We start from the raw sequence: 15849 nt of genomic DNA, 5'->3' as shown, positions 1-15849 counted from the left end.
CATAGTACAGCCTGTTTTGCCGCTATCAATCATAATTTTCTATTATCGAATATTTCGTATTAATAAGTATTTAACATTGACAGTAAAATGACCCCTTTTTATTATAAGTTTAAGGTACACTCTTTCATATTTTATAATTTTAACTTCTAACTTAAAGAGTGTCTTACTACCTTGCGCCTTTTTGTCTTCACACCTGGAAGAAATACGTTCTTCCTCTTCTTGCATCTTCCCCCAGATGCAAAGACTAGCAAGCCGACTCACTTGCGAAAAAAAGGGGCAATCAGTATGACAAACAGCAAAAAAAGTATCTCCTTCTTTGTCTTTCGGCATCCTTGGCACTGCCCATTTCTGCAGCGCTGGCGGAAGCTCCACTTGCCAATGGCGGCATTGTGCCGGGCACGGCTGTAACGGCCGGCTCCATTGCCATTGGTGATGGCAGTACAGCTGGCCGTGATGACATGAGCAATCCTCAGGACCCGAATAACCGTACGACTGTAGGCAAGCGGGATAACATCGCCATCGGTGTCGGAGCGACAGCCGACGGCGGCCGCGTCATTTCCATTGGTGAAGACGCTGGCAAGGGCACGCCAGATAACTGGAATATCCAGAACGTCAACATCGGTACCCAGGCCAGTGCCAACTCCAAAAAGGATTACAGCGTTGCTATTGGTTTCCAGGCAGGCTACATCGAAAGTGACACAGCCAAACAAAACCAGGCCGCTGTAGCTGATGGCAACCGTAGTCCCAGTGTTCTTATCGGTAAAGATGCCGGCCATAACGCCGCTTCCTATGGCAACATCGCCTTGGGCAGTGGTGCCGGTGAAAACATTACGGACACAAATGCCGGCCACAACATTCTCTTAGGGGACTATGCCGGACAAGGTTTATCCAGTAACGACGGCAAGAATCAGACATTCCCAGGTTTTGGCTCTGGTGCGAACATCGCCATCGGTGCCCGAGCAGCTCAAGGGCTGTCTGGTGATGACAACATTGCCATCGGTGGCATTGCCGGCAGCATGACCGTAGGTGATGGTAACATCCTCATGGGCCATTTGTCCGGGTATAACTCTACGTTGGACCGTACGATTATTCTCGGTAATCAGGCAGGCGGCGAAAATACCAATAACGACCGCGGCGTCATGATCGGTAACTTTGCCAACGGTGCGGCTCAAGGTGTCACCACTGCCTATGGCACCACGACGAATACGCGCAACGTCATTTCCATTGGCTCTTCCCCTGTTGCCCTGGGTAAAGAGTCGACAGCTATCGGTTTCAACGCCCGGGCTGTCGCCGATAACACGAACGCCATGGGCCGCATGACCAAAGCGACAGCACTGAATGCTACTGCCATCGGCACGAATGCCGCAGCCAGCGACGAAGATACCATTGCTATTGGCACAGATTCTATTGCCAGCCACGAACATGCCATTTCTATTGGTAAAGCAGCCGCTGCCCAAAACAGTGACTCCTTGGCAGCCGGCACGAGTGCTACGGCCAATGGCTCCAGCTCCGTCGCCATCGGTAATGGGACACTGACAAGCGCCCGTAATACCGTAGCCATTGGCAACGGCAGCCAGGCCATCGGCAAGAGCGGTGTAGCCATCGGCGACGGCGCTACAGCCGGTTCCGAATCCAGCAATTATCTCTATGGCAACATCGCCATCGGTACAGGTTCCTCTTCTGCCGGCGGTATTGCTATCGGTGATAACACCAAGGCTGCAGATTACAGCTTGGCAGCCGGTCTCTATTCCGAAGCTGGCAACCGGGCCGCTGCTGTAGGCTATTCGAATCATGCTACGGGAGGTTTTTCATCTTCCCTGGGCGTAGGCAACCAGACGACTGCAATCTCCTCTACGGCTGTAGGGAATGCTAACGTGGTAAGCGGAGCAAGTTCTGCTGCCGTAGGCGTAAGCAATAATGTAGCGCAGATAAATACGTTTGTCCTGGGCAGCAAGGTTACGACAACCCAGCATAACAGTGTCGTCCTTGGCGGCGCTTCTACCGACCGGGCCGCTACGAATGAAACGAAGGGCACCATTACCCTCTCCGACGGCACTACACGTGAATACAGCGGCTTCACAGGCACCAGCCCTGTAGGCGTGGTCAGTGTCGGTGCTCAAGGCCAGGAACGTCAGATCATCAACGTAGCAGCCGGCAATATCTCCAGCACTAGCACCGATGCCGTAAACGGCAGCCAGCTCTACAGCGTAGCGAACGAAGTTGGCAAGAACGCTGACGCCATCAGCAATATCAACACGCAGATTACAAACGTCACCACCGAAGCCGGTAAGCATACGACCGTCAAGGCCGGGGATAACAAGAACCTGACCGTTACGGAAGGCACCAATACAGAAGGCGGCAAGGAATACACTGTAGACCTTTCCGATACCTTCACGATTGGCGGCCCTGGTAAAGACGGCAAGGACGGTACGGACGGCCACATCGGCATCGATGGTAAGGACGGCGTTTCCGGTGTCGGCATCGATGGCAAGGATGGCATTTCCGTCAAGGGCGACAAAGGCGAAGTCGGCATCAACGGCAACGATGGTATCTCCATCAAAGGTGCTGACGGCAAAGATGCTGTCGCCATCAATGGCAAAGACGGCGTCGGCCATATCGGCCTCACGGGCCCGGCCGGCACGAATGGCAAGGATGGCACCAATGCTGTCGATATCTCCGTGAAGAACGGCTATAACGGCACCAATGGCGTCAACGGCGCAACCGGTGTAGACGGCAAAGACGGCATCACCCGCATCGTCTATGAAGACAAAACCGGCGAACACCAGGTAGCCACCTTGGACGACGGCATGAAGTACGGCGGCGATACAGGCGACGTCATCGCCAAGAAGCTGAACAACCAGGTCAACGTCATCGGCGGTATTACAGATCAAACAAAATTGACGACCACCGACAATATCGGCGTCGTATCGGACGGCACAGACAACCTGAAGGTACGTCTGGCCAAAGACCTGACGGGTATTACGTCTATCAGCAACGGCAGCAATACGACGATTACCCTCGGCGACAAGGTAGTCAACATGAATGGCTCGAAGATCACCAACGTAGCAACCGGCACGGCAGCTACAGACGCCGTCAACTTGGCCCAGCTGAACCAAGTAGTAAACGATTCCGTTTCCGCTTCTGCTACGCACTACTACAGTGTAAGGAGCAGCAAACAGGGCGCTGGCTCCAACTACAACAATGACGGTGCCAAAGGCCATGATTCTCTGGCAGCCGGCGTGAATGCGTATGCATATGGCGAGCAAAGTATAGCCATAGGCCTTGACGCTAAAACGACACAAACGAATGCAACGGCTATTGGCCACGGCAGCCAGGCCATCGGCAAGAGCGGTATTGCCATCGGCGATGGCGCTACAGCCGGCTCGCCGGACAGCAACTATCTCTTTGGCAACATCGCCATCGGTACAGGCGCAACATCTGCCGGCGGTGTCGCTATTGGTGATAACAGCAAGGCAGGCAATTTCAGCTTGGCAGCCGGCCTCTATTCCGAAGCGGGCGACCGGGCCGCAGCTGTAGGCTATTCGAACAAAGCTACGGGCCAATGGTCCTCTGCTCTCGGCGTAGGCAATGAAGCTTCGGCGCTCTCTTCCACTGCCGTAGGTAACGGCAACCATGTAACGGCACAAAATTCTGCTGCCGTAGGTGTACGCAATAAGGTAGAACAGGAAAATACCTTCGTTCTGGGTAGTGGCGTGACGACGACCCAGGCGGGCAGCGTCGTCCTCGGCTCTGCATCCACCGACCGTGCTGCTACGAGTGAAACGAAGGGCACCATTACCCTCTCTGACGGCACGACCCGTGAATACAGCGGCTTTGCCGGCACCAGCCCGGCTGGCGTTGTCAGCGTAGGCGCCCAGGGCAGCGAACGGCAGATTATCAACGTAGCTGCCGGCAAGATCAGCGCCGATAGCACCGATGCCGTAAATGGCAGCCAGCTCTACAGCGTAGCCAACGAAGTTGGCAAGAACGCTGACGCCATCAAGAACATCAACACGCAGATTACGAACGTAAGCGAAGAAGCCGGTAAGCACACGACCGTTAAAGCCGGAAACAACCAGAACCTGACCGTTACGGAAGGCACCAATGCCGAAGGCGGCAAGGAATACACTGTCGATCTTTCCGAAAACCTCAACATTGGCGGCCCTGGTAAAGACGGCAAGGACGGTGTGGACGGCCATATCGGCGTCGACGGCAAGGATGGCAAGTCCGGTGTCGGCATCGATGGCAAGGACGGTATTTCTGTCAAAGGTGACAAAGGCGAAGTCGGTATCAACGGCAATGATGGTATCTCCATCAAAGGTGCTGACGGCAAAGATGCTGTCGCCATTAACGGTAAAGACGGCGTCGGCCATATCGGCCTCACAGGCCCGGCCGGCACGAACGGCAAAGATGGCACCAATGCTGTCGATATTTCCGTGAAGAACGGCTATAACGGCACCAATGGCGTCAACGGCGCAACCGGCGTAGACGGCAAAGACGGCATCACCCGTATCGTCTATGAAGACAAGACCGGTGAACACCAGGTAGCTACTCTGGACGACGGCATGAAATACGGCGGCGATACAGGCGACGTCATTGCCAAGAAGCTGAACAACCAGGTCAACGTCATCGGCGGTATCACAGACCAAACAAAATTGACGACCACCGATAACATCGGCGTCGTATCGGACGGCAAAGACAACCTGAAAGTGCGTCTGGCCAAAGACCTGACGGGCATTACGTCCATCAGCAACGGCAGCAACACGACCGTCACCCTCGGCGACGAAGTAGTCAACGTGAACGGCTCTAAGATCACCAACGTCAAGAACGGCGACATCTCTGAAGGCTCTCAGGACGCCGTCAACGGTGGCCAGGTCTACACCGTAACGAAGAACCTCGATGAAAAGATCAACAACTCCGTCGGCCAGCTGGGCACCTCCATCAACAGACTGGATAGCCGCGTAAATCGTGTAGGCGCTGGAGCCGCCGCTCTCGCAGCACTCCATCCGCTCGATTTCGATCCCGACGACAAGTGGGACTTTGCAGCCGGCTACGGCAATTATAAGGATGCCCATGCCGTATCCGTCGGCGCCTTCTATCGCCCGAACGAAGACACCATGTTCTCCATCGGCGGCAGCTTCGGCGGTGGCGAAAACATGGTCAACGCCGGCGTCAGCTTCAAGCTCGGCCAGAGCAACCACGTAACCACCTCCCGCGTCGCCATGGCCAAGGAAATCCTCGACCTCAAGGCAGAAAACAAAGCCCTCAAATCCCGCCTCGACGCAATGGATCAGCGCATGAACGCCTTCATTAACGGCTTCAATCCGGACCAGACAAAGAACTTCCCGGACGTACCGGAAAACCACTGGGCCTACAAATACGTAGCCACCCTCGCCGGTAACGGCTACCTCGAAGGCTACCCCGACGGCGACTTCCACGGCGACCGCACCATGACCCGCTACGAATGGGCAGCCCTCTTCTACCGGGCCCTCCAGCACGGCGCACCCATGGACCAACCCATGCAGAAAGCCGTAAAAGAATTCGGACCCGAAATGCAAGTCATCTCCGGCGGCCGCTTCCGCGTAGACCGCATCTCCGGTGAAGACAACGACCGCTACAAAGTAGACCGCGTACGCGTCAATAACGAAAACAAAAAAGACCAACAAGACCAACGCGACATCTACGGAACACCCATCACCAAATAAAAAAATAAAGTAAGACAAACGGCCCAGCTGAGAAATCAGCTGGGCCGTTTCACGCTTTCTCCGAGAGCGGAGAAAGTGGTCGGGAGCATGGCCTTCCCTTGACGGAAGGCGTATCGTGCCCGTGTGCACGATACGGCAATGCGGCCGGAAGAGTCGAAATTAGTAGTAATAACGTGGATTCCATGCAGCTTAATAACCGGGGATAGAGGTTGATGATAAAACATATAATTGTCTATAAATTACCCTCTATCGACCGCGGTTAGTGAGCTTTATTGTACCAACGCTATGGCAACTAGTTGGCTACTAGATTGAATGACTTCAATCTAGTAGTAGTTAGGCCGTATCGTGCACACAGGCACGATACGCTTCTCCCGTCCGCTTACGCGGCCACCCATTCCCCTTCCTGCGTCCTTTTTGCGAACGCAAGAACCACAGCGTGCACACAGGCACGCTGTGCCCGCCACGGGGAAGGCAAAATGGAGAAAGCCAACGCTTTCCAACTTCAAAAAAATAAAGACTCAAATCTTAAATCATTAGTAAATTTAAAACATATGAACCGAAGGCTTTCTCCGAGACCGGAGAAAGTGACCGCGAAGCGGTCGATAGAGGTTGATACTAAAAAAAGAACCAGGCTCCCAAATCAACTACATCAGCAGGCTCAAAGTATACGGCCCCGAAGGCTTTCTCCGAGAGCGGAGAAAGTGGTCGGGAGCATGGCCTTCCCTTGACGGAAGGCGTATCGTGCCCGTGTGCACGATACGGCAATGCGGCCGGAAGAGTCGAAATTAGTAGTAATAGCGTTGATATGATAAAGCCTAATAACCGGGGATGGAGGTTGAATCCACAAAAACACATAGCATCAACTAGTCTCAATCCAGCAGCCAATAAAGCGCAATCTCCCTGCAAACAGGAACAATTCGCATTTTGACATCTTTTCCATAACACCCCTTCCCCAATCAGTTCATATTTCCATTTGATCATTAGTATGAGGGTATCAGTACCTTTGTCAATTGCAATAGCAACACTTTTTATGTTTATTTTTGTTATATGCAAAACTTATATAGTTAGCCATTCAATTATGCGGTTTGGGTATTGAAATAACAGTACGTTTATATGTCTTTTCGCTATGGACAATCATTTTGCTATATTTTAAACTATACTGATTTAATCTTCTATCAAACAAAAGGCCATTTTATGCGCTTTTAAGTCTATTCTGGATGTTTATTATCAATAAATATTTTTTCCCCTTATCTCTTTGACTAATTGTTGTTTTTTACGATTTAGACTAATTCTTTTCATTTCCAAAACCATTATTGCAAAACGCAATATTCATTTCTCCATACGAAATATTCACACAAAGCTAACAATACCTCACAAAAGTCTATCTTATGCGGTTTTCAGGCATTTTGTTTACAAATTTTCTACTTTATTTCACGTAGTTGACAAGTAATTGTAGACCGTTTATGATAAACATGTGGAGACAAACAAGGCGCGGCACACGATACCGGTTCTGTTTCTTACAGGTTGACAAGATCTGACGATATATATAAGAAAAATTACCCTGCTGCTAACGGGGTCGTGATTTTCTCTTATTGTTAAGGAAGAATATATCCGAAGACACGGAAAAGTGTAACCACTGCGTCAAAAGAAGTAGTAGAGTCGCTACAGCCCGTACGGCATGCCTGCACCAGCAATGGATATGGGGGTATCCGGTGCAGGCCCCGGACAGGCTTAAACCCACCTACACTTCCGCAGTTCCTACAAACAACAACCTACCACAACCACTTCGAAATTGGACAACAGAGTCCGGCATCACCATGATGAACTTACACTGATGGTACAGCACGGCGTTGGTATATCAATAAATCTTTCTCAAAGAAATATGCTCCCTTCGCTAAGGAACCAACGCCCAGCTTCCCATAACTGCCTGCTGGCAGAAAAGAACCCACATGACGGGGAAACTTCCCACCTCGTCACGTGGGTTTTTTAGCATTCTCCCTATGCCTTCTCCATGTGGAGAAGGTGGGCGCGAAGCGCTCGAAAGAGGAGAAATTAGTAGCCCTAACGTTGATGCGATAAAGCGAAGGCTTTCTCCGAGACCGGAGAAAGTGGTTCCGAAGGAACCGATAGAGGTTGAATACACAAAATAAACAGGATCAAAATGGAGCCAATCATTGGCCATTAAAGCGGACCGCTGTGTGCTTTCTCCCTGTGCCTTCCCTGGACGGAAGCGTAATGCGCAATGCCCCTGTGCGGGCATTGCGGCCTTACTACTACCTGATTGAAAAATTCAATCAGGTAGCCAATGTGCACGATTCGCCGTTACTACTCAAGACTTGAATGAAATCAAGTCTCGAGCCAATTAGTAGCCCTAACGTTGATGCGATAAAGCGAAGGCTTTCTCCGAGACCGGAGAAAGTGGTTCCAAAGGAACCGATAGAGGTTGATACAAAAAACAATAAAGTTTTTAACCTGTAATTTCTAATAAATTTAAATTATATGAAACATTGGCTTTCCCCATTTTGCCTTCCCTGGAGGGAAGGTGGCCGCAATGCGGCCGGAAGAGTCGAAATTAGTAGTAATGACGTTGATGCGATACCGGTCGATAGAGGTTGATAATAAAACATATAATTGTCTACAACTCACCTCTCTCCCCCGCTTATTAGGCTTTATTAGCTCCACGTTTTAGCTACCAGTTTCTCCTCTTGCACACAGGCACGCTGTGCCCGCCACGGGGAAGGCACCGCGGACTCTCCCCGGTCGAACGCCGGGGAAAGCAAATGAACCAAAGCATCACTCTTCCCCCACTTTAGAGGTTGGATGCACATACAAGACTAAGAACCAAGAAAGGCCCGGGCGACCGCACACGCCCGGGCCTTTCTTGTCATATCCATACCTCCAAGCAGCGCCCCTGGAACATCCTCCGGCCAAAACAATATACTTTCGTATAATTGCGGACCTATCCATCAGTCTCTATAATAGATAATATAAAAATGCCATATTAGACAAAAAAATAGAACACCCATAACCAAACGGTATCAATCCCTCTCCGCCCCCAAAGGAGCAGGGAAAGATATATAGGAAGTTCAAATGCAAAAGGAAAAAGCCCGAACGACGTAAACGCACACGCCGCCCGGGCTTTTTTCTATGGAAATACCGTGCTTTCTCCCTGTGCCTTCCCTGTGACGGAAGGCGTATCGTGCCCGTGTGCACGATACGGCGAAGGTGACGGAAGAGTCGAAATTAGTAGTAATGATGTTGATGCGATACCGGTCGATAGAGGTTGATACAAAAAACAATAAAGTTTCTAAACTGTAATTTCTAATAAATTTAAATTATATAAAACATTGGCTTTCCCCATTTTGCCTTCCCTGGACGGAAGCGTAATGCGCAATGCCCCTGTGCGGGCATTGCGGCCTTACTACTACCTGATTGAAAAATTCAATCAGGTAGCCAATGCGCACGATACGCTTCTCCCGTCCGCTTACGCGGCCACCCATTCCCCTTCCTGCGTCCTTTTTGCGGACGCAAGAACCACAGCGTGCACACAGGCACGCTGTGCCCGCCACGGGGAAGGCACCGCGTACTCTCCCCGGTCTAACGCCGGGGAAAGCAATCTCAACAACCCGCTTCTCTCTCCAGTTCCTTCAGTGTCACGCCATCAGCCGTCTTCCAGCTAGTCATGCCATAGGCATTCTTCCCGGTGACAAACATAGCCGCTGCTGACGGGCTGGTAAAAAGCTCATCCTGCAGCAGGACGCAGCCGCTTTCTTCACCTGCTTGTCCCTCATGTCCGTTTTCCGAAAAGGCTTGGATCGCTTTTTTTCTGCGCTCCTTCATGACCTGCGAAACCGTATTATCATCAAGCGTAGCAATCCCGCTGCCCCGATAGACGACGAAGCCCTCTGCCGTCTGACTCCCTGTGGCTTCGATATGACCTACGCCTTTGATTGTCCGCTTCAAATACAGCAACCGCACCGCCTCCGCCTGGGCCGCATCATCACGATCCGGTTCCTTCGTCCTATCGAGCGGGATGAATACTTTGTAGCCTAACGTGCCTATGATGACCTTAGAATAGTCGATGAACTCCTCCATCTCCGACTCTTTCTCTTCTGTAATGTTCCCTTGTGTCGGTTCATTTCCGTTTTTAACCTCAAAACGCCCTGCCTCTAAGGCCAAATTACAAAACCGGTTCTCAAGGTAACTAATCTCCGTCGGCCCTAAAGAATTATTCGTCGTCGTCAAAGCCACAGCCTCGGTCCAGTAATCCTTCTCCGGATTCCGCTTATGAGCCTGCAGCCGCATGAGAAGCCCTTCGCCATTCTTCCGCGCCCCGCCCTGGCCAACATACACAACACCACGGCCCGTCTCATCAGAACTGCCAAAAAGGAAATACACACCACTCTGCTTCAAATCCTGACGATCACGACACCGCTCCAGCTCCGTCCGCGGGATCTTATAAGCTACACCAGTCCAATTAGCCAGCGTGCACTTAATCCGGCCACCAGCCTCACCATCCATTAAATATAATTGTATATTCTTGCCACGCCTTGGCATGCGGTTTACCCCCTTCAGCTTTTCAACACCCTACCTCTCTCCCCCGCGGACGAGCCGCGCGTACTCTCCCCGGTCGAACGCCGGGGAAAGCCACCGTTCTTCAAATACTAAGAAAGAAATGTTTTACAATAAAACCCTTATTAAATTTAAAATGCATGACCCGAATGCTTTCTCCCTGTGCCTTCCCTGTGACGGAAGGCTTTCTCCGTGACCGGAGAAAGTGGCCGCGAAGCGGTCGATAGAGGTTGATATATAAAATGATACTGCGATACCGGCCGATAGAGGTTGATAAAATAACAAGGGATAGAGACCCATAGCAGAAAACACTAGCATTCAATCCGCCCATTACTGATGTAACTACGTATATATTCCCGCCATCATACATCCTCTCCGGCTTCTAAAGCCTTCAGTGTGATTCTGTTTTTCGATTCAATTCTCCACTCCGCACTGAACAGGTGGAATTTTTATCAGATAGAGTCCATGACGTTCAACAGGCTCTGGTACGAGTCTACTTCATGGTAGACGACATCTTTTGACGATAGGTTTTGGAACAGTTTTTTCGCGCAGGAAATCTTAGCCTGTTCGATGGGTTTGAGGTCCATAGATTCCATGGAGCCTTTTGTTTCGGCGATGAAGAAGATGTGTTTTACTGTGCCGACGTAGAAGGCAATGGCCCAGTCTGGGGAATAGTTGCCTACCGGCGTGGGAATGGCGAATCCTTTAGGCAGTTTAGCATAGACGCATACTTCCGTAGCCGCATCAAGATCTTTAGCAAAGGCACGTTCTACGCTATCGCCGTTTCTGGCATAGCCATCATCAAAGACGTAATCCTGAACATTCTTTTTCGCTCGATACGCACGGGAAAAATCGGTGTGCTTTTCACTGGTAAAGATATCGCTATTATAGGTTCCCTCCGTCTGGTTATAGGAAATGTGTTCCACTATCATGGTAGCCTTTTCTTCATTGATCAGGCGAATCACCTTAGAGATGAATTCTTCCGGGTTCTGACGGAACATGGCGAACTTGACTGGGCGAATCTTCGACAAAATCGTAGCGACGGTTCTGCGAGTCAGGTGTGTTCCTTCAGCGATTTTACCGACTACGTCGTATTTCACCTGGCTAGCTGCAGGATTCATTACGAAGGTTCTGCTCTTGTCGACGACAAACATCTCCCCTTTTTGGGGCTTATCCGAGCTCCAGCCTTCGTTCTGCGTTCCGGAAACGACGGTGTACTGCAGCATGGATACAAAGAGTTTATCATCAATATGGTCCCGGGCCTTGGCAATGAGTTCATCACTATCAAAGGACACGGTATAGGCATACTTATGATTGATATAGTTCCAAAGGGTCTGGAATTCTTTCTTGTAGAAATTATCATTCAGGTCATTTTCATGAATCTTTGGGGCATGTCCATCAGGAATCATAAAATCGAGGGCATGGGGATCATATACACGTTGCACGAGAGCATGGACGCCTTTTTCTATGCTCTGGCATATTTCCGGCAACGGAGCCAGTTTTCCTTCACTGACAGCACTCCGATAGGCTGCGGTTAGATGGTTATCATCATCAATGTAGTCGTTCTTAATCAAATAATGCATGATGGCGTTTGCCTGCTTATTTGTAATGGTGATCAAATTACCATCCAGCACGAGCTGCCGGCCTTCAAAATATTCATGGGTTAATTGCGTAGGACGTTCATAAAGATCGCTCTGGATGCCTGTTTGCAGGTCCGAGACGAATTGCTTATAGCCGTCAGAGGCGATGACTGTGAGCTGGTTGATTTCCTGTACCTGATCATCTAAGACACCTGCATCCATCCGGAGACCACTCTGATTGACGCACAGGCGCAGACCGCGACCTACTTCCTGACGTTTTTGTGTCGGCGAATCGCCACCGTGCTTCAAGGTACAAATTTGGAAGACATTGGGATTATCCCAGCCTTCACGCAGCGCCGAATGGGAAAAGATAAAGCGTACAGGATTATCTAAAGACAGGAGTCGTTCCTTATCCTTTAAGATGAGATCATATGCAGATATGTCGTCACTACCCTCACTGCCACGTTTCATCTTACTGTCTATTTTATGGCCGTGCTTATCGATACTAAAGTAACCGGCATGGGTCTTACTGGTTTCTATGCCTTGCAGGTAGTCCGTATAGGCCGAATCAAAGAGGTTGATATATTCGCTGACAATGTGGTTGTACTCTTCTTCAAAAATCTGGCCGTACAGGGAATTGACTTCTTCCCCTGCTTCATCATACTTACGGTACTTGGCTACTTCATCAATGAAAAACAGGGACAAGACCTTGATGCCCTTACCGTAGAGTTCCCGTTCCTTTTCGAAATGGGAGCGGATGGTTTCCCGAATTTGTATCCGGCGTAAGTCTTCTTCTGAAATATCACCAGTGACTTCTCCTGTCTGTAACGTCTGGCCATTGGTAAAAGAAATGAGGTTACGAATGGGATCTATCTCATTGATGACATAGCCGCGATACTGTTCCATATCATGGGATGAGACAAAAAGATTATCGCCTACGTCAACGATATGCGTTTCCCGTTTAATAGCCGTGTTGTGGCGCACTTCAAATTCCAAACGTGCCCGTGGCGGTTTACTTGGCGATACAACGATGCTTTCTAAGAATAAATAGCCGTTGGCCCCTTGCAGATTTTTCAGTTCAAAGCCTTTGACTTCTATTTTCTTTACCAGCTTCTTTTGGAACGCGTCTAAGGCGTCGAGGACATATACAAGATTATGATGTTCCTTATGAGTTGCCGAATAGTTTAAGCAAAACAAGGGTTTAAAGTGTTTCAACGATTTTTGCGTCTTATCGCCGCCCATTTTTTGTGGTTCATCCATAATGACGATGGGGCGATTGGCCGCAATGACATCAATAGGCTTACGGGAGCCAAACTCATCACGGCTGGTAAAAATAATACGCGCAGCCGCATCACCGCCGCGGCCTTCTTTATTCTTTTCAATATTGAACGCGGAATTGAAAGCCTGCATATTAATGATCATGCAGGACACAGCAGAAGATTTGCTGAAGTCATCAATATCATCGAGCTTGCTGGAATTATACACGAAGTAACGGATTTTTTTGTGATATAATTCCATAAAGTGTTCCTGCGTCGTTTCAAAGCTCTTGCGTACACCTTCGCGGATTGCGATAGAAGGCACAACGACGATAAACTTGCTCCATCCGTAATGGGCATTTAATTCATACATGGTCTTGATGTATACATAGGTCTTGCCGGTACCGGTTTCCATTTCTACATCAAGAGAACAAATGCCTAAGCCATTGGCAACGAGCTGATCCGATGGGGTAATAATATTTTCTGCCTGAATAGTGTGAATATTTTTTAAAAGCTGATTGGCATCGAGCTGCACCGGTTCGTTCGCATAGCCCAAATTCCCCTCAACCGGTTCTTTTTCGAAAAGATTGACATCCTTTCTTCTATTCCCCTTATCTCTGATATACGTCGAATCGTCTGTCTTTTGTTGTCCTTTAAATACATTGACTACACTATTGACTGCATCCGTCTGGTATTGCTGGATTGTATATCTGAATTTCATGTCCGCCACTTATAAGACCTTCCTTTCCGTCTGCGGGCTATAGGTGGCAAAAATCTGCTCAAAATTTGCCATGACCGCATCATTTTCCAGGCTGCTATCGCGGAATATGGCATAAAAAGGTTGCCGCTTAGCGATTTCCGTAATGGTTACATCACTTACCTTATCGTCAAAGCAGGCCAGCAAATAGCCATCTTCAACGGAGAAGACTTTTTTGCCGTCAATTGTGATTTCTTCAATTGGCGATGAAAGAGGAATCCCTAATTCGAGCATGGACTGGAATAGCAAATCTTCTGGTATCCGTCCTTCCTTGATGTTTTCAGTAAACATTTCCATCATTTGTTCCTGAGTAACGTCTTGCGCCCGGTAATACACATCTGCCATGTTTGAACTGTCTACTTTAAAGACACGGAAGCCATAGTCAATATCAGTTCCTGTTTCTTCTTTAATCTGTTTTCCCGCACGGCGGATCCGTTCTTTGCCGATTTCACAAATTGTTTGGTAATGAGCTTTACGTGCTTCACTCTTTTCATCAACCAATTCTGGTAGTTGTACTAAGATGAATTTACGGTTATTCTTATCTTCTGCATTTAGTTGCATAACCGCTTGTGCCGTAGTCGCGGAACCAGAAAAGAAATCGAAGATGATATCATCCTCTGAAGAATGTATCGATATTAAAAATTTAATTAAAGTAGAGGGCTTAGGGAACGGAAAGTATTTTCCTCCTAAAATTTGTGTAATTTCTTTCGTTCCATCTTTCGACATACCTATGTCTTCAGGGAATTTCGTACTCACAGCTACCTTGCCGAAATTTTCTCCATCTTTTTTCATATCATCATCTTTCCAATACCGAAGCACTGGTTTAGATATTCTTAAAAAGTCATAATCTCCTGGAAACACAATTCTATGATTTTGATCATATTCTTCAAATGTATCCTTCGTTATTCTCCAGGTCTGATTCGGATTAGCTGGATATTCTTCTCCCGTTCTAGGATTTATAATTGTAAAAAAACTATTAGGCCTTTCACTAGCGGTAGTTTGTTTTGTTAAATCATGAATTCTCCACTCTTTCCCCGGAAAATCAGGAGACTTGTAATATTTTCGTCCCTTACCTTCAATACTAGCGATAAATGCATCGCTTTTTGCATAACAAAGGACCCATTCATAATCCTGAGAAACGCCAAAGGGAACATCCGATTTCGCAGTTCTTTTTCTCCATGGAAAAGTAGCCACATAGTTTTGGGCTCCAAAGATTTCATTACATATTTTACACAGATTATCTTGTTCGTTGTCATCGATGCTAATAAAAATAACACCATCATCCGTCAAAAAATCCTTAGCCAGTTTCAGCCGCGGATAGATCATATTCAGCCAATCCGTATGAAAACGCCCGTTGCTTTCCGTATTCTGCACCAGGCGGTTTCCTTCGTCATCGGTCTGACCACTGTTTTCTGCATATAAGCCTGCGTCTTGGGAAAAATCGTCTTCATAGACGAAGTCATTGCCCGTGTTGTAGGGTGGGTCGATGTAAATCATCTTCACTTTTCCCATATACGTTTCCCGCAGCAGTTTCAAGGCATCGAGGTTATCGCCTTCGATGTAGATGTTTTCTGTGTCGATATTGCCAGGGGTGCCATCGCGGCCGACAGATTTTTCCCGGTCCAAGCGCAGTGTTTTGGCTATGGGCGCGTTGGCCAAGCGGATTGCTTCCCGTTTATCCGGCCAGGTAAACTGGTAGCGTTCCTGCGGTCCTTCTACAACATCCGTATTGATTTCCTGCATAAGTACGTCTTTATCGATAGCCCGGACGACGTTGCCGTTTTCATCAATCGTTTCAGTAATGGCATTGGGAAATAGGGCTGCCAGTTTTTCGTATTTTTCATCTGGGGGGTGCAGACGTTTTTTTGGACCGTCCTCACTTTGTAGGCAATAAGCCTAAACTTATTCTATACTGTATCGGGCTCATGCCACCCAAAGACATCTTAATCCGATCTTCGTTATACCAATGAAGATATCTA

The 15849-nt window shown here is 48.7% G+C and carries 5 protein-coding genes; 1 reads left to right on the top strand and 4 read right to left on the bottom strand.

Annotated elements, in window-relative coordinates; genetic code table 11:
* Positions 1-332: 332 nt before the first annotated feature.
* Positions 333-5705: a YadA-like family protein gene (locus H8J70_RS08610; RefSeq protein ID WP_186503590.1), complete on the top strand. Its 5373-nt coding sequence runs from the start codon at positions 333-335 to the stop codon at positions 5703-5705.
* A 3618-nt stretch (positions 5706-9323) separates the two neighbouring features.
* On the opposite strand, the gene H8J70_RS08605 is transcribed toward H8J70_RS08610, so the two are convergent.
* The 4 genes from H8J70_RS08605 to H8J70_RS08590 form a co-directional block, all read right to left on the bottom strand.
* Positions 9324-10262, bottom strand: coding sequence for a GIY-YIG nuclease family protein (locus tag H8J70_RS08605; RefSeq protein WP_186503588.1), 939 nt, complete (start codon positions 10260-10262; stop codon positions 9324-9326).
* 467 nt (positions 10263-10729) lie between these two features.
* Positions 10730-13834 carry a type III restriction-modification system endonuclease gene (locus tag H8J70_RS08600; protein WP_186503586.1) on the bottom strand — a complete coding sequence of 1035 codons (3105 nt, stop codon included), beginning with the start codon at positions 13832-13834 and terminating at the stop codon, positions 10730-10732.
* A 9-nt stretch (positions 13835-13843) separates the two neighbouring features.
* Positions 13844-15613 carry a site-specific DNA-methyltransferase gene (locus H8J70_RS08595; RefSeq protein ID WP_222433649.1) on the bottom strand — a complete coding sequence of 590 codons (1770 nt, stop codon included), beginning with the start codon at positions 15611-15613 and terminating at the stop codon, positions 13844-13846.
* Positions 15614-15746: 133 nt separating this feature from the next.
* Positions 15747-15849, bottom strand: a 103-nt coding sequence (locus H8J70_RS08590) for an IS3 family transposase (RefSeq protein WP_186503584.1), incomplete at its 5' end; no start/stop codon positions are given.

The organism is Megasphaera hominis, from assembly GCF_014269395.1.
Taxonomy (GTDB): Bacteria; Bacillota; Negativicutes; order Veillonellales; family Megasphaeraceae; genus Megasphaera; species Megasphaera hominis.
Note: the sequence above shows the minus strand (reverse complement) of the source record. Positions and strands in the feature narration are given on the sequence as shown.